Here is a 19,857-nt window from a genome sequence, read left to right on the forward strand (position 1 = left end):
CGGGGATCCTCCCGGAGGCGGCGCTTAACGCGCCTTGTCCGGGCTACCGGACTGCACGGACCCGTAGCCCGGTCAGCGCAGCGCCACCGGGAGATTTCCTATAAGGAGGCTTCGATGAATGAAACCATAACATTACGCCCCGAAAGCAGGGCATCGACAAAAGATGTCATTATCGATTACATGCTGGCATCAGTAGATGAAGTTGAACAACTGCAGCCCGCGCTTAACCTGTTAGCGCACCCATCAGTTGCCCGCAGAGACCATGATTTTTTTGTCCATTGCTATGAGGCGGGTACGCAAAATAAAGCAGCTGAAACAGAACCGGCGCTACCTGATACGGTATTTCGGGACTCCACGCCGTGGATGCAAAGAAGTGGGCTGCTGTGTGCCGCAGCGGGTCATCTGGATGCACTGGGAAAGACGCTGACGCACAATCGTCTGTGCGACCTGGCCGGCCAGTATTGTGCCGGCGCGGCGGATGCGGATGCTGAAACCCGCAGCGGATTTTATACCGTGCGCAGCATATCGCTGCCGGTTTACCGGCGACTGCTGCGGGACAAGCATCCTCATGGCGTCTGCCTGCAGCAGTCACTGCTGCATCTGCTGGCCTGGAAGAGCGAATCACCCTGGGCGCGGCAGCAGGCTCAACGGTTGCTCTGGCAGGGCGGCGTACTGGGTGATAACGGCGAATTTGCGCTGATGACGCTCGATGACGAGCTGCGGGAGCGGCAGTTTGCCTGGCCGGGGCTGTGGTCGCTGCTGGCCGTCACCGGGTTTCTGGCGAAATTCCCGGCCGGGCCGATTTTTGCTGATTAAATTGCGCTCCCCGTTCGGGGAGCCTGTTAGTTGGTCGCAGGATATTCCTGTACGGCGATATGCAGCGTAATTTTTTTATCGTCACGCATAATCACCACCGGAATTTCCGAGCCCGGACGGATCTCTGCGACCTGATCCATGGTTTCCAGGGCGGAAACGGCGGGTTTATCGTTAACCGAAATAATCACGTCGTTGGCGCGGATCCCTGCCTGGGCTGCCGGGCCTTCCGGCGCCACATCATTGACTACAATCCCCTGCAATTGATCGATACCGCCGCCGCTCTGCGCGTGCAGCGGCGCAATTTCGCGGCCGCTAATCCCAATGTAGCCACGAATCACGCGGCCATCGCGGATCAGCTTATCCATAATCTTGGTCGCCAGCTGGAAAGGAATCGCAAAGCCGATGCCCTCCGGCGTTTCGCCATCGTTGCTTTTATCAAATGACAGGGTATTGATACCCATAAGCTCGCCCAGCGAGTTCACCAGCGCGCCGCCGGAGTTACCGTGGTTGATTGACGCATCGGTCTGCAGGAAGTTCTGGCGCCCAGTGGGGTTCAGACCGATACGCCCGGTGGCGCTGATAATGCCCTGGGTAATGGTTTGCCCGAGGTTGTACGGGTTGCCAATCGCCAGCACGACGTCACCGATATGCGGCACGCGTTTCGGGTTAATCGGAATAACCGGCAGACCGCCGCTGGCGTTGATTTTTAATACCGCCAGATCGGTGAGGGTATCTGAGCCGACCAGCAGCGCTTCAAAGACCCGGCCATCCTGCAGGGCAACAATAATCTGATCGGCATCGTTGATGACGTGCTTGTTGGTCAGAATATAGCCGCGCTGGTCCATGATCACGCCGGAGCCGAGCGTTAACTGATTATGACTGGTGCTGTTAAGGGCGCGGTTATAGACATTGACGACCGCAGGGGCCGCGCGACGGACGGCGGAATTATAGCTGGCGGGGGATTCATCCGCGCTATCGTATTGCGTGGTCGGCGAAAGCTGCCACTGGCGCAGGGAAGGCATGACGGCCAGCAGCAAACCGCCGACGATCAAACCGATAAGTATCGAACGTAAAAGCTTTCCAGGCATGATGCAGATATCGTTGATGGATAGACAGGCGAAGCATAACACGACTTGTCCGGACATCGCACTGCACGCGATGTCCGGAAGGCGAGTTAGCGCAGCAGTAGATAGATGCTTTCGCTGCCGCGAACGACGTTCAGTGCAATGACCGTCGGTTTGCTTTCGAGTACTTTTCGCAGTTCGGCAATCGAGCGCACGCGTTCGCGATTGAGGCCAATAATGATATCGTCCTTATGCAGGCCGGCCTGCGCGGCAGGGCTGCCTTTATCGACGTTATCAATGATGACGCCTTTGGTCCCATCCTTCATCTGACCGTCGCTTAACGATGCGCCCTGTAGCGCAGGAGCGATAAGCTCTGCGCTGGCGGAAGACGAGGTGCTCTTGTCCAGCGTGACCTCCACTTCAACGGGTTTCCCTTCGCGCAATAGTCCTAGTTTCACCTTGGTTCCCGGCTCGGTCGTGGCGATGCGTGAACGCAGTTCGGCGAAGCTGTTGAGCGGTTTGCCGTTCAGGCTGACGATAACGTCGCCAGATTTAACGCCCGCTTTAGCCGACCCCGAGTTTGGCAGGACTTCGCTAACGAATGCGCCGCGCTGGACGTCAAGATTCATCGCTTTGGCGATATCCGCGCTCATTTCCATTCCTTTAATACCCAACAGGCCGCGTTTGATTTCGCCAAACTGGATAAGCTGCTGAGAGAGGATTTTTGCCATATTGCTGGGAATGGCGAAACCAATGCCGACGCTGCCGACGCTGCCGCCGCCCGGGGCCAGAATGGCGGTGTTGATGCCAATCAGCTCGCCGTTGAGGTTCAGCAGCGCGCCGCCGGAGTTGCCGCGGTTAATCGAAGCATCGGTCTGGATAAAGTTTTCCAGCCCCTCAAGGTTCAGGCCGCTGCGGCCAAGGGCGGAAACAATCCCGGATGTGGCGGTCTGACCCAGGCCAAACGGGTTACCGACGGCGACGGCGAAGTCGCCAACCCGCAGCTTGTCCGAATCGGCGATAGCGATTTGCGTCAAATTACTGGGCTTGAGGATCTGCAGCAGTGCAATATCGCTCTGCTCGTCGCTGCCGACCAGTTTGGCATCGAACTCACGCCCGTCATTGAGCTGGACGCTGATCTTCTGGGCCTGATTAATGACGTGATTATTGGTCAGCACGTAGCCTTTTGCTGCATCAATGATGACCCCGGAACCCAGTCCTTCAAAAGGCTGCGCCTGCTCTTGCGGCGCGTTGTCGCCAAAATATTTCTTCAACTCTTCCGGCATATCCTGCGCGGGTGACGCGGTACCCTCAACCTGTACGCTCACCACCGCCGGCAACACTTTTTCCAGCATTGGCGCGAGGCTTGGCAGCGCGCCCTGGCCCGGAACTTGTGTCGGTAAAGACGCTGCTGCCGGAGGTAAGGCTGACAACGACAACCCAATGCTTAACGCTAACGCACTCAACAGCAAAGTTGGTTTATTCATTAGTTGCTGGCTCTCGTAACCTGAGGTGTATGGGAAACGTCCCGAATGGCCCGATGTTATTGAATTTTCGACCCGGTAACAACGTGGGCAATAGTTAAATTGTAGCTGGGATGAGAGGTTGAAACGGGCGCAGAGGGTGCGCCCGGGAAATATTTTTACTGGCGTTGCCGAATCAATCGCGCTTTACACCGCCGCGCAGCAGACCGGATGCGCCTTCAGAATAGTCGCGCGGCATCTGGACCGGAGCCTGATCGTTGCCCGCTTCGGACTCTTCCAGACGATTGCGGAACGGATTAGCGTCCGCCATGGTGTCCGGCAGGAGGTTGCTGGAGCTTTTCGCCATATGCTGATACAGCTGGCGGTAATCATGCGCCATGTTATCCAGAAGCTCGGCGCTCTGGGCGAAATGGCTCACCAGCTCTTCGCGGTACTCCTCCAGCTCTGCTTTATTCTTTTCCAGTTCAAACTGCAGCGCCTGCTGTTGGCGTAATTTACGATTGCCAAAACGCATCGCGACGGCACCGATAATGATGCCGACAACTAGCCCAATTAGCGCGTATTCCCAGGTCATGAACATCTCCCGTTGTTTTGTGGTTCCGTAGGGTGGCTATGAGGCTCTCCGCCTGCGCCCGATAGTGCCACTATAACCGCTAATTCCACAGAAGTGGAATCCTGGCGTATCATCACGTAGTGTAGAGTAGCCTTTTTTTCGTCAATCGTGAGCTACGGCATTACGGTTTTCAAGGAATAACAATTAGATCATGCAAAGCCTGTCCCCAACATCGCGTTACCTTTCCGCTCTCAAAGAGGGAAGCCATCAACCTGACGACGTTCAGCGAGAAGCGGTCAGCCGCCTCGATACGATTTATCAAGAATTGCAGAATAAACCTTCGGTAGCGCCGCAAACCGGCGGCGGTCTGCGGGCGAAATTCGGCAAGCTGCTGGGCAAGCGTGAACCCGCTGTCGAAACGGCCGCAGTTCGCGGTCTCTATATGTGGGGTGGCGTCGGCAGAGGGAAAACCTGGCTGATGGATCTGTTCTTTCAAAGTCTGCCGGGAGAACGTAAACAACGTCTGCATTTTCATCGCTTTATGCTGCGGGTACATGAAGAGTTAACCACGCTGCAGGGGCACAGCGATCCGCTGGAAATCGTTGCGGACCGTTTTAAAGCTGAAACCGATGTGCTCTGCTTTGATGAGTTTTTTGTCTCTGACATTACCGATGCGATGCTGCTGGGCGGTCTGATGAAAGCGCTGTTTGCCCGCGGGATAACCCTGGTGGCGACGTCGAATATTCCTCCTGACGAACTGTACCGTAACGGTCTGCAGCGCGCCCGCTTCCTGCCAGCGATCGACGCGATTAAGCAGCACTGCGATGTGATGAATGTCGACGCCGGCATCGATTATCGTCTGCGCACGCTGACCCAGGCGCACCTGTGGCTGTCGCCGCTGAACGCTGAGACCCGCCAGCAGATGGACAAACTGTGGCTGGCGCTGGCGGGCGCAAAGCGCGAGCAGATGCCAACGCTGGAGATAAACCACCGTCCGCTGCCGACGTTAGGCGTTGAGAACCAGACGCTGGCGGCTTCTTTTGCGACGCTGTGCGTGGATGCGCGTAGCCAGCACGACTATATTGCGCTTTCGCGCCTGTTTCATACCGTCATGCTCTTTGATGTGCCGGTGATGACCGGGCTGATGGAGAGCGAGGCGCGGCGCTTTATCGCCCTCGTCGATGAATTCTACGAACGCCACGTCAAACTGGTGGTCAGTGCGGCGGTTCCGCTGTATGAGATCTATCAGGGCGAGAGATTAAAATTCGAGTTCCAGCGCTGTTTATCGCGCCTGCAGGAGATGCAGAGCGAGGAGTATCTGAAGCGAGAACACCTGGCGGGGTAAAACCGGGTACAAATCACATAAAGGGGTCGATCTTTGACCCCGACTTCTCTATAATCTTGCGACCCCACGTTACGAGAAGGTTTTTTTCCCAAAACTTTCTATGTGCCGGCATAGGCTATTCGAAGGGGTAGGTTTGCTGGACAATGTCGTGTGAACCTCAACTGACTAAACGTTTGGGTGTTCACCAACGTGTAACTTATTTATTTGGGTAAGCTTTTAATGAAAACTTTTACAGCTAAACCAGAAACCGTAAAACGCGACTGGTATGTTGTTGACGCGACCGGTAAAACTCTGGGCCGTCTGGCTTCCGAACTGGCTCTGCGCCTGCGCGGTAAGCACAAAGCGGAATACACTCCGCACGTTGATACCGGTGACTACATCATCGTTCTGAACGCAGAAAAAGTTGCTGTAACCGGCAACAAGCGCGAAGACAAAATGTACTATCACCACACCGGCCACATCGGTGGTATCAAAGAAGCGACCTTTGAAGAGATGATTGCCCGCCGTCCTGAGCGTGTGATTGAAATCGCGGTTAAAGGCATGCTGCCAAAAGGCCCGCTGGGTCGTGCTATGTACCGTAAGCTGAAAGTTTACGCGGGTAACGAGCACAACCACGCGGCACAGCAACCGCAAGTTCTTGACATCTAATCGGGATTATAGGCAATGGCTGAAAATCAATACTACGGCACCGGTCGCCGCAAAAGTTCCGCAGCTCGCGTTTTCATCAAACCGGGCAACGGTAAAATCGTTATCAACCAGCGTTCTCTGGAACAGTACTTCGGTCGTGAAACTGCCCGCATGGTAGTTCGTCAGCCGCTGGAACTGGTCGACATGGTTGAGAAATTAGATCTGTACATCACCGTTAAAGGTGGTGGTATCTCTGGTCAGGCTGGTGCGATCCGTCACGGTATCACCCGCGCTCTGATGGAGTACGATGAGTCCCTGCGTGGCGAACTGCGTAAAGCTGGTTTCGTTACTCGTGATGCTCGTCAGGTTGAACGTAAGAAAGTCGGCCTGCGTAAAGCACGTCGTCGTCCGCAGTTCTCCAAACGTTAATTGTCCTCTGCTTATGCAGAACAATTTGCGAAAAAACCCGCTTCGGCGGGTTTTTTTATGGATAAATTTGCCATTTTCACTCTACAAACGCCCCATTATTACCACTTTTTCAGCATTTCCAGAATACCCTCACCACAACGTCTCCAAAATCTGGTAAACTATCATCCAATTTTCTGCCCAAATGCAGGTGATTGTTCATTTTTTGTTTGGATGATAAGCAAAAGTGATATCACGCAAATGGGGTTTTTACATCTGGCTGGCCATCCGTGGTCGGCAGCAGTACAAAATTCTGAATATACCTGGAGGTTTTCATGGCTGTCGCTGCCAACAAACGTTCGGTAATGACGCTGTTTTCTGGTCCTACTGACATCTATAGCCATCAGGTCCGCATCGTGCTGGCCGAAAAAGGTGTTAGTTTTGAGATAGAGCACGTGGAGAAGGATAACCCGCCTCAGGATCTGATTGACCTCAACCCGAATCAAAGCGTGCCGACGCTTGTGGATCGTGAGCTCACTCTGTGGGAATCTCGCATCATTATGGAATACCTGGATGAGCGTTTCCCGCATCCGCCGCTGATGCCGGTTTATCCGGTGGCCCGTGGGGAAAGCCGTCTTTACATGCAGCGTATCGAAAAAGACTGGTATTCTCTGATGAATACTATTCAGACCGGTACCGCTTCGCAGGCCGATACTGCACGTAAGCAGCTGCGTGAAGAGCTGCAGGCCATTGCGCCGGTCTTCACCCAGAAGCCCTACTTCCTGAGCGATGAGTTTAGCCTGGTGGACTGCTACCTGGCTCCGCTGCTGTGGCGCCTGCCGGTTCTTGGCGTCGAGCTGGTTGGTGCTGGCGCGAAAGAGCTTAAAGGCTATATGACTCGCGTATTTGAGCGCGACTCTTTCCTCGCTTCTTTAACTGAAGCCGAGCGTGAAATGCGCCTCGGTCGGGGCTAAATGATGGATGTATCACAGCTGACGCCTCGTCGCCCGTACCTGCTGCGGGCGTTCTATGAGTGGCTGCTGGATAACCAGCTGACTCCGCATCTGGTCGTTGATGTTACTCTGCCGGGCGTACTTGTGCCGATGGAGTATGCGCGTGATGGGCAAATTGTTCTCAATATTGCTCCGCGTGCTGTCGGTAACCTGGAGCTGGCGAACGACGAAGTGCGTTTTAACGCGCGCTTCGGTGGTGTGCCGCGAAATGTTTCCGTGCCGATGGCTGCCGTACTGGCGGTTTACGCTCGAGAGAACGGCGCAGGTACAATGTTTGAGCCTGAAGCCGCCTACGATGAAGATGTCACCAGCCTGAATGATGACGAAGAATTGCCAGGTAACGACAGCGAAACGGTCATGTCGGTGATTGATGGCGATAAGCCTGACAATCACGATGACGATCCGGATGATACGCCGCCGCCGCGTGGCGGACGTCCAGCGCTACGCGTTGTGAAGTGATATTAACACAGGCCCTGCGGGGCCTGATTCATATATTAATTCATATGTGCTTCAGACAACATTCCTTATCCCGAGCGAAGCATGCCATAAACATGCTTCGCTTTTTTCATTTTATAACTTTACTGCTGGCGTCGAGTCTCTTCTCCGTCAGGGCAAAGTGTGTTTCTGCGGTGGGCTGGGTCTGCACAGATTATTTTGTTGTGCCCTATGGTCATCCAGCACAGGAGATAGGGTATATTAGATGAAATGGGAGTGTGAATTCATATTTTTCTGGGTTTATTTGTTGTAAATTTAATTAAGGTGTTTCTATGATGAATATGTGTTTTTATTTTGCTATTGATGCCGTTTATTTATAAAGTGCAGATTAATTAACTGACCTGTGTTTTATTTAACTTACCTGCAGTTCATTTACTATCTTCTTGTAATTATTGAATGTTTTTACTTTTTAAAATTTGCGATTATTTTTCTTGAGATTAGTCGTTCAATTAAGTAGATTAGCCGGCGGTGAGAGGAGTCTCTTTCATCATTACTTCCAGTGACTAATTCTTTTCTCAATAATTATTGAGGGGTGATTAGTGGCAATGATTTAATTGGATAAAGGATGTGCCGATATTTTTATTGATATCGGTCGTACTATACATTAAGGAAAATTGATATGTTCTCTAAAAAGTCGCTTTCTGCGCTATGCGTTTGCGCTGCTATTGTTTCTGCTGCGGGCGTTAATGCTGCTACGGATACTACTCTCACCGTTAAAGGAACCTTTGTTCCGGCTGCGTGCACCCCGGAGCTGAGCAACAGTGGTGTTGTTGATTACGGCTCTATGAACAACTCGGTTCTCGAAAAGCCGATCAGCGGTAGCACCCTGGTTCAGTTGGGCAAAAAATCCATTACGTTAACGGTTAGCTGCGATGCGGCGACCAGCGTGGGCATCGTGGCGAAGGATAACCGTGCCAGCTCTAAAGTTGAGATTTCAAGCTCGGCGTATATTGCTGATTATATTCCGGGGCAAAATATGTCAACGGAGTCTGCAGCGTTTGGCCTTGGTACCGTTAATGACATGAAGATCGGTGCTTATTCCGTTACGGCAATGAAGGATGGATTAACTGCTGATGGCGCAGCAGTGGATATGATCGTGAAAAATATGGGGGGAGAAAATAGCTCGTGGGAGAATGCAAATAGCGGCGCTTCATATTATTCCGATGCTACCCGTATCGTTACCGTTGCTGAAGCCGGCAAAACCACCCCAATGCTGTTTAAAGATTTAGTGATGCCGCTGGATATCGTTTCCGCCGTTCAGGACAATAGCGTACTCGGTGCCGGAACGCAAATTGAGCTGGATGGTAATGCCACGCTGAGCCTTGTTTATCTCTAATTTTTCATAAGTTGTCAGTCTGAATTCGGCCCAATAAATGTTCTTTGTGGATTTATTGGGCCTGTTAATAAGCTCCATCTCAATTAATCATTACCACTAATATGAAAAAAACGCTGCTGTTGTCGTTATTGATATTGACGACTCGGGCCAATGCCAGCGGCATGGTGCCTGAGACGTCTGTTTTATTCGTTGATGAGCAAAAAGGTGAGGTGTCGATGAACCTCACCAATTCCGATTCGCATCCGTCCCTGCTTTATACCAAAGTGGTGGATTTAGCCGATAGCGATAAATCTATCCGCTTAATTGTCACGCAGCCGGTAGTACGCGTAGAGCAAGGGGACACGCAAAAGATCCGCTTTATATTGCAAACGTCTAAACCTTTACAACAGGAAGAGTTTAAACGGGTCACCTTTGAAGGAATACCGCCGAAGGAAAAGGGAAAACTGAAAACAACGGTCACTATTCGTCAGGATTTACCGGTCATTATCCATCCAGCCAGCCTGGCGGAGGAGCCCGCGCCGTGGAAACATCTGGTCTGGCGCAAAAAGGGTGGCCAGCTGGAAATCAGTAATCCGAGCGACTATGTCGTCAGGATGACGGCCATGTTTAATACTTTGCCTTCAGGTTCTCCCGGCGAGTTAGCGAAAACGTATCTCCTGCCGCACACCAGCGTCAGCGTAAAATTACCTGCTAAAGCGGGAGCGGATACGAAAGTCGAGTTTTTCCCGGCAAGCCGCTATGGATATAAAGGAGATCGCTACATCACCTCGTTGCAGTGACGATGTTCAAGGATGAACGGAATGCTCAGGAAAAAGCTGTTGGCCTGTCTTATCGGGTTGGGAAGCGCTCAACTGGCGATAGCTGAAGAGGCCAAAAAGAGCACGATAGAATTTGATAGTGAAACCTTAACGTCTTTAGGTATCGATCCACAAATTGCGCATTATTTCTCTTCAGAAGCCAAATTCCTGCCGGGAGCGACCTCGGTTATGCTGGGCGTTAACGGTAAGGATAAGGGAAATATCGTCGCCCACTTTGATGATGACGGCCAGCTGTGTTTCGATAAAGCGTTTATGGAACAAGCCGGTATTCGCCAGCCCAGGAACGATAGCGAGGACTGCTACGACTATTTACAGGCCCATCCTGAAACGATCCTGAAAGCGTCGCCAGGAAAAGGACGGCTCGATCTGATATTACCGCAGGAGCAGTTAGTTAGCCAAAGTACCGACCTGAGCGGATACGATACGAGCGGTACGGCTGGGGTGCTGAATTACACCTTTTTCGCTTCGCGCAACGATTATAGCGGCGGTCATTCCGAGTATTCGCAGCTGATGCTGGACGGTGGTCTAAACGTGAATACCTGGCTGCTGCGTAGCCATCAGCTATTAAGCCGTGCGAATAATCAGTTTACCAGCGAAAATTCGCAGACCTACCTGCAGCGCACCTTTACGCAGATAAAAAGCACCGTTAAGGCCGGAGAGGTAGGCATGAATAATCCTTTGCTCGACGGCGCCGAGCTATACGGTATCTCCTTGATGCCGGAGAGCGCCCTTAACGATGCCGGGAGCGGCGTGCTGGTAACCGGGATCGCCAGTACCCCGCAGGCGCGGGTTGAGATTCGCCAGCAAGGGATCATGGTGTATTCCACTTTAGTGCCTGCCGGCCCCTTTACCTTAACGGATATTCCTCTGCGCAACGTCACCAGCGATCTGACGATCACCGTTATTGAGACCGATGGCAGCCAGCATAGCCAGGTGGTTCCCGCCTCATTGTATCGCTCCGGGCTGGGGCCTGCGGGCGGATATCAATTTTCATTAGGCCGGGTGAGCGATGCATATAGCCAGCAGCCCTGGGTAGCCAGCCTGGCTGGCGGCTGGAAGCTGAATGCCAGGCATAATTTAACTAGTGGCGCGATCGTTGCCCAGAGCTACCAGGCCTTAGGAATACGCGTTGATTCCGTATTGCCGCAGGAAATTTCGCTTTCTCTTCAGATTAACCAGGCGTTCGATCGCGATAATGCGCAGCAGGGCCAGAAGTACAATCTATCGGCCTCCTGTGCAACACAGTCAGGTTTTGGGCTGAATGCTTCGTTGAGCAAATACTCTGAAAAGTATCGTGAGTTTTCGCAGGCTATTGATAAGAGTTTTAGCGCCTTTAATAAAATGGAGTACTCATTGGGCGCGAGCTGGGGCCTCCCCGTTATCGGAACGATGAGTGCCAGCTTCTATGATGCAACGGGATTCGATAGCCAAAATAATTCTCGCTACGCGACGCTTAACTGGGGCAAGAGTTTTAGCGCATTTTCCGTATCGGCAAGCTGGCAGCGCCAGCTCAGCGGCGGGAGTATCGAGCAAAGCAATGATAATCTTTTTTATCTGAACCTGAATATTCCCTTCCAGCGGCATTCGGTCAACGCTTACGCGCGCAGTGATAAAGGGCGGGAGAGATTTGGTTCCTCGGTAACGGGCACTATCAGCGATGATACTACTTATACCCTCGGCGCCGAACGTGACCAGACCGAGAGTCGGAATAGCTTCAGCGGCGGGATAAATCAGAATCTGCATTACACGCAGCTAAGTATGAATGCGAGTACCAACGGTTCGCAGAGCCATAGCTATTCCGGAACGCTGCGCGGGGGAATGGCCGCCCACCGCCATGGTGTGACTTTTACACCGTGGGCGATTCGCGACACCTTTGCCATTGCCAGCCTGGATAAGCCGGTTTCCGGAGTGCGCATCGAGACATCGCAGGGGCCGGTGTGGACTGACTTCAGCGGTCAGGCAGTCATCCCTTCCGTTTCAGCCTGGCGAGATGCAGCCGTTGAAATCAACACCGCGACTTTGCCAAAGAATATGGATATTGGCAATGGGCTCAGAATGCTCAAGCAAGGCAGAGGGGCCGTGGGCAAAATCCGCTTTTCTACCATCACGGAACGCCGGGTATTGCTGGATGTCACGATGGGGAACGGTGATCCGCTGCCGAAGGGGGTCGCCGTAACGGATTCAGCGGGCAATTACTTAACGACTTCCGTCGATGACGGCGTGCTTTTTTTGAACAACCTCTCAGGGAGACAAACATTGGTGGCGAAACTGGAAAAGGGAAGTTGCCGCATCTCGCTAACGCTGCCTGAAGCGCCAGACGCAGATGCGTTCTATGAAAATGCCAGCGGGGTATGTCAATGATTCGTCTATGGCTGGGCCTTAGCCTGCTGGCGTTTTCCGGCGCCCTTCTGGCCGAATGCGAATTAAATAGCACGCAGCGTTCGGTTGACTATCTGCCCGTTCGCCCGGCAGAGCGCCAGCAGGCTGGAGATAAGCCTGTGGCACTGCCGGAAAAGCAGTTCGTCCTGTATGTACATTGTGATAAGCCACAACGTATTCGGCTTTTTTTCGGTAGCGCCTATGCGCAAAACGGCAGGTTCGCACTTGGCAATCGTGGGGAAATGAATATTACCGCCGGGCAAGCAGTGGCTGACGATCGCGACGTGATGCTGGTCCCTGTACGGAGCGCCGGGGCGCCGATTACGGCGGAAGCAGCAAAGCGATCCCGCATTGTGCTCAATCAAGGGATCGCCTTTGTACAGGGAGAAGAGATTGAAGCCAGTCAGCTCTCTGTGGTTCTGAACGTGGCTTCAATGATGGAGAACCAGGCGATTACGGATCGCGTAACGTATCGTGGAAATCTGCAGGTCAGGGTGGTAACTCCATGAGGTACGCTTTTGTTTTATTCGCGCTTTTACTCAGTCCGATCCTTCACGCCGGCGATAACCTTAGTATTGATTTTACCGTGACCGCAGAAGCGGCGGCGTGCACGCCAACGCTGAGCCATAACGGCATCGTAGATTTCGGTGAGCGGTATGTCGGGTCGCTATCAACGTCCGCGTTTACCCAGCTAGGCGTGCGGGATATTACCTTAACGATTACCTGCGAATCCTCCACCGGAATCGCTATTACGGCGAGAGATGCGCGATCCAGTTCCGCTATTACGGGAAAAGATAGACACGGTCATGAGGGAGTGCTTTTTCAGGTCAATGGCGGCGGATACATAAGCGACAAATCACGGCTTTTTGGTCTGGGTATGACGATGGAAAATAAACCTATTGGCAGCTATGCGATGCAAATCGATTCCGCCAATACCATCGCGGTTGATGATAAAAACGTTGCCGTTGATATCGCTGGATCGGCCAGCAAAGAGGGACCGTGGGAAGTTTCCTCGCTTTTACCGCTCCCAACGGGACAGGACTATTTCTATACCTTTGTGAAAAAAGGCTCTTCGGTGCCGCAGCCAATCACGGCGGCAACGGTGCCTCTGCAGATAAGCGCATCGGTGGGAAGTAATCTCAGGAGCGGGCAAAAGGTGACGCTGGACGGCGAGGCGGTAATTAGTATTGTCTATCTCTGAATGAATAAGCTTGCGGGCTCCGGGCCCGCAAGCTTTTTTTGTTACACTTCCAGGTAGTTCAGGATGCCGTCAGCCGCCTTACGGCCTTCGGCAATCGCGGTGACCACCAGGTCAGAGCCGCGAACGATATCGCCGCCGGCGAAGATTTTCGGGTTGCTGGTCTGGAAAGCATTGTCGCTGCCTTCCGGTGCAATCACGCGGCCCTGAGAATCGAGCTCAACGCTGTGCTTCGCCAGCCATTCCATGCTGTGCGGACGGAAACCAAACGCCATGACTACGGCATCTGCTGGCACCACATGTTCTGAGCCGGCAACGATTTCCGCGCGGCGGCGGCCTTTCGCATCCGGCTGGCCCATCTCCGTACGCGCCATCTTCACGCCGCAGACTTTACCGTTGGCATTCACTTCAATGCCCAGCGGCTGAACGTTGAACTGGAATTCCACGCCTTCTTCCCGCGCGTTTTTCACTTCGCGCTTTGAGCCCGGCATGTTCTCTTCATCACGGCGATAGGCGCAGATGACGTGAGTCGCGTTCTGGCGAATCGAGGTACGCACGCAGTCCATTGCGGTGTCGCCACCGCCAAGAACCACGACGCGTTTGCCTTCCATGCTGACGTACGGCTCGTCCGCCGTTTCACCAAAGCCCATGATCTGCTTGGTATTGGCGATCAGGAAGGGCAGCGCATCAAAGACGCCGCTGGCGTCTTCGTTTTCCAGACCGCCGCGCATTGACTTATAGGTACCAACGCCGAGGAATACCGCATCGTACTCTTTCAGCAGATCGTCGAGCTGTACATCGCGACCCACCTCGGTATTGAGTTTGAACTCAATGCCCATACCGGTAAAGATCTCGCGACGACGGGTCATCACCTCTTTTTCCAGCTTAAAGGCTGGAATACCAAAGGTCAGGAGGCCGCCGATCTCCGGATGGCGATCGAAGACTACCGCCTTCACGCCGTTACGGGTCAATACGTCGGCGCACGCCAGACCTGCCGGACCCGCGCCGATAATGGCGACGGTTTTGCCGGTTTGTTTCACGCCGCTAAGGTCAGGACGCCAGCCCATTTCGAACGCTTTATCGTTGATATAACGCTCAATGTTACCGATGGTTACCGCGCCGAACTCATCGTTCAGGGTGCAGGAACCTTCGCACAGGCGGTCCTGCGGGCAAACCCGTCCGCAGACTTCCGGTAGGGTATTGGTCTGATGCGACAGCTCAGCCGCTTCGAAAATACGTCCTTCATTAGCCAGCTTCAGCCAGTTCGGGATGTAGTTATGCACCGGGCATTTCCATTCGCAGTACGGGTTGCCGCAGGACAGGCAGCGATCTGCCTGTGCTTTAGCCTGGCCTTCTGAAAACGGCTCGTAAATTTCCACAAATTCAATTTTACGGATCTTCAGCGCTTTCTTAGGCGGATCAACTCGCTGTAAGTCGATAAATTGATAGACATTCTGACTCATCTTAACCCCTTACTGCGCCTGCACCCGCAGCTCAGCTGCGGAACGACTACGGTGACCCAACAGTGCTTTAACATCGCTGGACTTCGGTTTGACCAGCGCAAACTTCGCCGAGAAGGCCGGCCAGTTGGCCAGAATCTCTTCACCGCGCTGTGAACCGGTAAGCTGCACATGCTCGGTAATTAAACCGCGCAGGTGCTCTTCATGGATGGCCAGAGAGTCAACGTCCAGCACTTCTACCAGTTCAGAGTTCACGCGTTTACGGAAGTCGCCGTCTTCATCCAGTACGTAACCAAAGCCGCCGGTCATGCCTGCGCCGAAGTTGACGCCGGTTTTGCCCAGCACGCAGACGATGCCGCCGGTCATATATTCACAGCCGTTGTCGCCGATACCTTCGACGACAGTGATAGCCCCGGAGTTACGCACTGCGAAACGCTCGCCCGCACGACCCGCAGCATACAGACGACCGCCGGTCGCGCCGTACAGACAGGTGTTGCCGATAATGCTGGCTTCATGGCTACGGAAGGCCGAGCCTACCGGAGGACGAATGGCGATCAGGCCGCCGGCCATCCCTTTACCCACGTAGTCGTTCGCGTCGCCGGTCAGATGCAGCTCAACGCCGCCGGCATTCCACACGCCGAAGCTCTGACCTGCGGTACCGCTGAAGTGGGCGGTAATAGGATCCGCTGCCAGGCCCTGGTCACCGTGAGTCTGGGCTATATAGCCGGACAGCGAGGCTCCTACGGAACGGTCGGTATTACGGATATCGAACCAGAACGTTTTGCTCTGCTTGCCGTCAACAAATGGTTTTGCCTGCTGCAGCAGCTGCGCATTCAGGACGCCATTATCGAACGGCGGGTTGTTCTCCGTGCAGTACAGCGCTTTGCCCGGATGCGGCTCCGCGGTTTCCAGCAGCTTGCTCAGATCCAGCTTCTGCTGCTTGGCGGTAAAACCGTCCAGCTCTTTCAGCAGATCGGTACGGCCAATCAGATCCACCAGACGCTTCACGCCCAGCTGTGCCATCAGCTCGCGCGTTTCGCGGGCGATGAATTCAAAGTAATTGGTCACTTTAAACGGCAGACCGTGGTAGTGATTCTTACGCAGTTTGTCATCCTGGGTTGCTACGCCGGTTGCGCAGTTGTTCAGGTGACAAATACGCAGATATTTACAGCCCAGCGCCACCATTGGTCCGGTCCCGAAGCCGAAGCTCTCAGCGCCGAGGATAGCCGCTTTGATGATATCGAGGCCGGTTTTCAGCCCGCCGTCGACCTGTAGACGAATTTTATGGCGCAACCCGTTGGCAACCAGCGCCTGCTGGGTTTCTACCAGTCCAAGCTCCCATGGACATCCCGCGTACTTCACTGACGATAGCGGGCTGGCGCCGGTGCCGCCGTCGTAGCCGGCAATGGTGATTAAATCCGCGTAAGCTTTTGCTACGCCGGTGGCAATAGTCCCGACGCCCGGTTCAGAGACCAGCTTCACGGAGATCATCGCTTTCGGGTTGACCTGTTTCAGGTCGAAAATCAGCTGTGCCAGATCCTCGATCGAGTAGATATCGTGGTGCGGCGGTGGAGAAATTAACGTTACGCCAGGTACTGAATAGCGCAGTTTGGCGATATACGGAGTCACTTTATCGCCGGGTAACTGGCCGCCTTCGCCAGGCTTAGCGCCCTGGGCGACTTTAATCTGGATAACGTCGGCGTTGACCAGATAAGCCGGAGTCACGCCGAAGCGGCCGGAGGCGACCTGCTTAATGCGCGACACTTTATTGGTGCCGTAGCGCGCCGGGTCTTCGCCGCCTTCGCCGGAGTTGGAGTTGCCGCCGAGGCTGTTCATGGCTTCCGCCAGCGCTTCGTGCGCTTCCGGGCTCAGCGCGCCGATAGACATCGCCGCGGTATCGAAGCGTTTGAACAGTTCGCTCGCCGGTTCAACGTCGTCCAGGTTCACCGTGGTTCCGTCCGGGGTGACGGAAAGCAGGTCGCGCAGCGTTGCCGCCGGGCGCTCGTTAACCAGCTTCGCGTACTGCTGATAATCGCTGTACTCACCGCTTTGTACCGCTTGCTGCAGGGTGCGCACCACGTCCGGGTTGTAGGCGTGATATTCGCCACCGTGAACGTATTTCAGCAGACCGCCCTGATCCAGCGGTTTACGCGCCAGCCAGGCACGTTTCGACAGATTCAGCAGATCCTGCTGGAAATCATCGAAGCTCGCGCCGCCGATACGGCTGACAACGCCCTGGAAGCACAGATCGGAGACTTCGCGATGCAGGCCGACCGCTTCAAACAGCTTCGAGCAGCGATAGGATGCAATGGTCGAAATCCCCATCTTCGACATGATCTTATACAGACCTTTGTTGATGCCGTTACGATAGTTCAGCATCACTGCGCGGTACTCTTTGTCGATGGCTTTGTTATCGACCAGCTTCGCCAGGGTTTCATAGGCGAGGTACGGATAGATAGCCGTCGCGCCGAAGCCGAGCAGCACGGCAAAGTGGTGTGGATCGCGGGCGCTGGCGGTTTCGACAATAATGTTGGCATCGCAGCGCAGGCTCTTATCGACCAGGCGGGTCTGGATCGCGCCTACCGCCATCGGTGCCGGTACCGGCAGACGATTTTTAGCGATGTTACGGTCTGAGAGCACCAGCAGAACGGTACCGTTACGCACCATCTGCTCGGCTTTATCGCACAGCGCCTTCACGGTTTCAGCCAGCGTGGTTTCGGCGGCATCAAAAGTGATATCCAGGACGTCGGCGCGATAGTGCTCCTCTTCCATGGTGGTCAACTGTTTAAAATCCGAGTACAGCAGAATCGGCGATTTGAAGCTCAGGCGATGCGCCTGGCCTTCCGCTTCACAGAAGACGTTCATTTCACGGCCAATGCTGGTGGCCAGCGACATAACGTGCGCTTCGCGCAGCGGATCGATCGGCGGGTTAGTGACCTGCGCGAACTGCTGGCGGAAGTAATCGTAAATGATACGCGGCTGGCTGGAGAGCACGGCAAATGGGGTATCATCGCCCATCGAGCCGACCGCTTCCTGGCCATTTTCACCCAGTACGCGCAGGACGGAATCCAGCTCTTCGGCACTGTAGTTGAACTGTTTCTGATAGCTGGCGAGGGTATCATCGTCCAGTTGGCGGCTACCGACCTCTTCGTCCGGCAGTTCTTCGAACGGCACCAGACGACGGACGTTTTTCGCCATCCACTCTTTATACGGGTGACGGCTTTTCAGATCGTTGTCGGTTTCCGCGGAGTGCAGAATACGCCCCTCGCGGGTATCGATAACCATCAGTTCGCCTGGACCGACGCGGCCTTTTTCAACGACTTCATCCGGCTGATAATCCCAGATACCCACCTCGGATGCGCAGGTGATGAGCTTATCTTTGGTGATCACATAGCGTGCCGGACGCAGGCCATTACGGTCGAGGTTACAGGCGGCGAAGCGACCATCGGACATCACGATGCCCGCCGGGCCGTCCCACGGTTCCATGTGCATGGAGTTAAAGTCAAAGAACGAGCGCAGCTCGGGATCCATATCCGGGTTATTTTGCCAGGCTGGCGGAACCAGCAGGCGCATTGCGCGAATGATGTCCATCCCGCCCGCCAGCAGCAGCTCCAGCATGTTATCCATAGAGCTGGAGTCAGAGCCGGTTTCGTTAACGAACGGCGCGGCGTCGTGGAGGTCAGGGATTAGCGGCGTCTGGAACTTATAGGTACGGGCGCGGGCCCACTGGCGGTTACCGGTAATGGTGTTGATTTCACCGTTGTGTGCCAGGTAACGGAACGGCTGAGCCAGCGGCCAGCGCGGCACGGTATTGGTGGAAAAGCGCTGGTGGAACAGACAGATGGCTGACTCCAGGCGCAGATCCGCGAGGTCCAGGTAGAAGCGCGGCAAATCCGCCGGCATACACAGACCTTTATAAATGTTGACCAGGTTCGACAGGCTGCAAACGTAAAAATCTTTATCTTCCTGCAGACGCTTTTCGATACGACGGCGCGCGATGAATAAGCGGCGCTCCATGTCGCGCGGGCGCCAGCCAGCCGGGGCGTTAACAAAGATTTGTTCTATACGGGGCAGCGAGGAGAGGGCGATTTCACCTAGTACGCCTTCATTGGTTGGCACATCGCGCCAGCCGACGATAGACAGCGTTTCGCGCTGAAGTTCTTCTTCGACGATGCGGCGCGCCGCGTTTGCCAGTTCAGGATCCTTATTAAGGAACAGCATCCCAACGGCGTAATTTTTGGCTAAACGCCAGCCGCGCTCTTCCGCAACAATTCGGAAGAAACGATCGGGTTTTTGTAGCAGCAAGCCACAACCGTCGCCGGTTTTTCCATCGGCAAGAATCGCGCCGCGGTGCTGCATTCGGGCCAGTGCGTGTATAGCGGTTCGCACTACCTTGTGGCTAGGTTCGCCTTCTATGTGGGCGATCAGGCCGAAACCACAGTTATCCCTCTCAAGGGATTTATCGTACAACATATCAGTGAACCTCCCCAGGCTCTACGGGACACCCTCCGATACCGATTGCGCACGGGCACAGAAAGAGCATGGCGACGGGGTTTACACCTCGCATTCGCCCTCTTTAAATCCTTTTCGCATCGGTACACAAGTTTGAGGACTTGCTGTTAAGAGGGAATCTCAATTACTGCATAAATATGATGAGCAGAGCGCTCATCCAGAAAGCTTCCAGCGGATTCCCAACTTATCGGGAATCCACACATACGTCAAATGGCAATCTTATTTATACAAAAATGTGCTATGCAACAGCTAATTAAATGATTTTTAAGAGAATAAATGCGTTTTAAATACTACTGAAACGCGCCAGGAGACAGAATCGAGTGTGATCTGTCTCACTGTATCGACGGCACGA

At 54.1% G+C, this 19,857-nt stretch carries 16 protein-coding genes; 11 read left to right on the forward strand and 5 right to left on the reverse strand.

Annotated features, from left to right (window positions below):
• Positions 1-114: 114 nt before the first annotated feature.
• Positions 115-816 carry a hypothetical protein gene (locus IAE27_RS07380; RefSeq protein WP_070557485.1) on the forward strand — a complete coding sequence of 234 codons (702 nt, stop codon included), beginning with the start codon at positions 115-117 and terminating at the stop codon, positions 814-816.
• Between the two features lie 26 nt (positions 817-842).
• On the opposite strand, the gene degS is transcribed toward IAE27_RS07380, so the two are convergent.
• The 3 genes from degS to zapG all read right to left on the reverse strand — a co-directional run bounded on the left by degS (position 843) and on the right by zapG (position 3,938).
• Positions 843-1,904 carry an outer membrane-stress sensor serine endopeptidase DegS gene (gene degS, locus IAE27_RS07385; protein ID WP_026056039.1) on the reverse strand — a complete coding sequence of 354 codons (1,062 nt, stop codon included), beginning with the start codon at positions 1,902-1,904 and terminating at the stop codon, positions 843-845.
• Between the two features lie 86 nt (positions 1,905-1,990).
• Positions 1,991-3,367: a serine endoprotease DegQ gene (degQ, locus tag IAE27_RS07390; protein WP_200092188.1), complete on the reverse strand. Its 1,377-nt coding sequence runs from the start codon at positions 3,365-3,367 to the stop codon at positions 1,991-1,993.
• Between the two features lie 172 nt (positions 3,368-3,539).
• On the reverse strand, positions 3,540-3,938 hold the full coding sequence (zapG, locus tag IAE27_RS07395) for a Z-ring associated protein ZapG (RefSeq protein ID WP_004106204.1): 399 nt from the start codon (positions 3,936-3,938) through the stop codon (positions 3,540-3,542).
• A gap of 190 nt (positions 3,939-4,128) precedes the next feature.
• Between zapG and zapE the strand changes: the two genes are divergently transcribed.
• From zapE to IAE27_RS07445, 10 genes are all read left to right on the forward strand, one after another.
• Positions 4,129-5,262: a cell division protein ZapE gene (gene zapE / locus IAE27_RS07400; RefSeq protein WP_004106202.1), complete on the forward strand. Its 1,134-nt coding sequence runs from the start codon at positions 4,129-4,131 to the stop codon at positions 5,260-5,262.
• 219 nt (positions 5,263-5,481) lie between these two features.
• Positions 5,482-5,910 carry a 50S ribosomal protein L13 gene (rplM, locus tag IAE27_RS07405; protein ID WP_004106200.1) on the forward strand — a complete coding sequence of 143 codons (429 nt, stop codon included), beginning with the start codon at positions 5,482-5,484 and terminating at the stop codon, positions 5,908-5,910.
• A 15-nt stretch (positions 5,911-5,925) separates the two neighbouring features.
• Entirely contained in the window at positions 5,926-6,318 is a 393-nt protein-coding gene (gene rpsI, locus IAE27_RS07410; protein WP_000829815.1) for a 30S ribosomal protein S9, read from the forward strand.
• A gap of 311 nt (positions 6,319-6,629) precedes the next feature.
• Positions 6,630-7,268 carry a stringent starvation protein SspA gene (gene sspA, locus IAE27_RS07415; protein WP_004106197.1) on the forward strand — a complete coding sequence of 213 codons (639 nt, stop codon included), beginning with the start codon at positions 6,630-6,632 and terminating at the stop codon, positions 7,266-7,268.
• 3 nt (positions 7,269-7,271) lie between these two features.
• Entirely contained in the window at positions 7,272-7,766 is a 495-nt protein-coding gene (sspB, locus tag IAE27_RS07420; RefSeq protein WP_064343903.1) for a ClpXP protease specificity-enhancing factor, read from the forward strand.
• A 655-nt stretch (positions 7,767-8,421) separates the two neighbouring features.
• Positions 8,422-9,138: a DUF1120 domain-containing protein gene (locus tag IAE27_RS07425; RefSeq protein WP_070557487.1), complete on the forward strand. Its 717-nt coding sequence runs from the start codon at positions 8,422-8,424 to the stop codon at positions 9,136-9,138.
• Between the two features lie 101 nt (positions 9,139-9,239).
• On the forward strand, positions 9,240-9,917 hold the full coding sequence (locus tag IAE27_RS07430) for a fimbria/pilus chaperone family protein (RefSeq protein ID WP_070557488.1): 678 nt from the start codon (positions 9,240-9,242) through the stop codon (positions 9,915-9,917).
• Between the two features lie 21 nt (positions 9,918-9,938).
• A complete protein-coding gene (locus IAE27_RS07435; protein ID WP_154022677.1) occupies positions 9,939-12,317 on the forward strand; it encodes a fimbrial biogenesis usher protein in 2,379 nt (792 codons plus the stop codon).
• Positions 12,314-12,844 (forward strand): hypothetical protein, encoded by a 531-nt coding sequence (locus tag IAE27_RS07440; protein WP_070557490.1) that lies wholly within the window; start codon positions 12,314-12,316, stop codon positions 12,842-12,844. Before IAE27_RS07435 ends, IAE27_RS07440 begins: the two co-directional genes overlap by 4 nt.
• Entirely contained in the window at positions 12,841-13,536 is a 696-nt protein-coding gene (locus IAE27_RS07445; RefSeq protein ID WP_070557491.1) for a DUF1120 domain-containing protein, read from the forward strand. Before IAE27_RS07440 ends, IAE27_RS07445 begins: the two co-directional genes overlap by 4 nt.
• A 41-nt stretch (positions 13,537-13,577) precedes the next feature.
• Here IAE27_RS07445 and gltD read toward each other — a convergent pair whose 3' ends face one another.
• Positions 13,578-14,996, reverse strand: coding sequence for a glutamate synthase subunit GltD (gene gltD / locus IAE27_RS07450; RefSeq protein WP_070557492.1), 1,419 nt, complete (start codon positions 14,994-14,996; stop codon positions 13,578-13,580).
• A 9-nt stretch (positions 14,997-15,005) separates the two neighbouring features.
• Positions 15,006-19,466: a glutamate synthase large subunit gene (gene gltB / locus IAE27_RS07455; RefSeq protein WP_083307766.1), complete on the reverse strand. Its 4,461-nt coding sequence runs from the start codon at positions 19,464-19,466 to the stop codon at positions 15,006-15,008.
• Between the last annotated feature and the right edge of the window lie 391 nt (positions 19,467-19,857).

It is taken from the genome of Klebsiella sp. S69 (genome assembly GCF_016516145.1).
In the GTDB taxonomy this organism is placed as follows: Bacteria; Pseudomonadota; Gammaproteobacteria; order Enterobacterales; family Enterobacteriaceae; genus Klebsiella; species Klebsiella oxytoca.

Bases quoted from the DNA above. Each gene is read 5' to 3' on its own strand.
- IAE27_RS07380 (WP_070557485.1), top strand. From the start codon at position 115: ATGAATGAAACCATAACATTACGCCCCGAAAGCAGGGCATCGACAAAA.
- degS (WP_026056039.1), bottom strand. From the start codon at position 1,904: ATGCCTGGAAAGCTTTTACGTTCGATACTTATCGGTTTGATCGTCGGC.
- degQ (WP_200092188.1), bottom strand. From the start codon at position 3,367: ATGAATAAACCAACTTTGCTGTTGAGTGCGTTAGCGTTAAGCATTGGG.
- zapG (WP_004106204.1), bottom strand. From the start codon at position 3,938: ATGACCTGGGAATACGCGCTAATTGGGCTAGTTGTCGGCATCATTATC.
- zapE (WP_004106202.1), top strand. From the start codon at position 4,129: ATGCAAAGCCTGTCCCCAACATCGCGTTACCTTTCCGCTCTCAAAGAG.
- rplM (WP_004106200.1), top strand. From the start codon at position 5,482: ATGAAAACTTTTACAGCTAAACCAGAAACCGTAAAACGCGACTGGTAT.
- rpsI (WP_000829815.1), top strand. From the start codon at position 5,926: ATGGCTGAAAATCAATACTACGGCACCGGTCGCCGCAAAAGTTCCGCA.
- sspA (WP_004106197.1), top strand. From the start codon at position 6,630: ATGGCTGTCGCTGCCAACAAACGTTCGGTAATGACGCTGTTTTCTGGT.
- sspB (WP_064343903.1), top strand. From the start codon at position 7,272: ATGGATGTATCACAGCTGACGCCTCGTCGCCCGTACCTGCTGCGGGCG.
- IAE27_RS07425 (WP_070557487.1), top strand. From the start codon at position 8,422: ATGTTCTCTAAAAAGTCGCTTTCTGCGCTATGCGTTTGCGCTGCTATT.
- IAE27_RS07430 (WP_070557488.1), top strand. From the start codon at position 9,240: ATGAAAAAAACGCTGCTGTTGTCGTTATTGATATTGACGACTCGGGCC.
- IAE27_RS07435 (WP_154022677.1), top strand. From the start codon at position 9,939: ATGCTCAGGAAAAAGCTGTTGGCCTGTCTTATCGGGTTGGGAAGCGCT.
- IAE27_RS07440 (WP_070557490.1), top strand. From the start codon at position 12,314: ATGATTCGTCTATGGCTGGGCCTTAGCCTGCTGGCGTTTTCCGGCGCC.
- IAE27_RS07445 (WP_070557491.1), top strand. From the start codon at position 12,841: ATGAGGTACGCTTTTGTTTTATTCGCGCTTTTACTCAGTCCGATCCTT.
- gltD (WP_070557492.1), bottom strand. From the start codon at position 14,996: ATGAGTCAGAATGTCTATCAATTTATCGACTTACAGCGAGTTGATCCG.
- gltB (WP_083307766.1), bottom strand. From the start codon at position 19,466: ATGTTGTACGATAAATCCCTTGAGAGGGATAACTGTGGTTTCGGCCTG.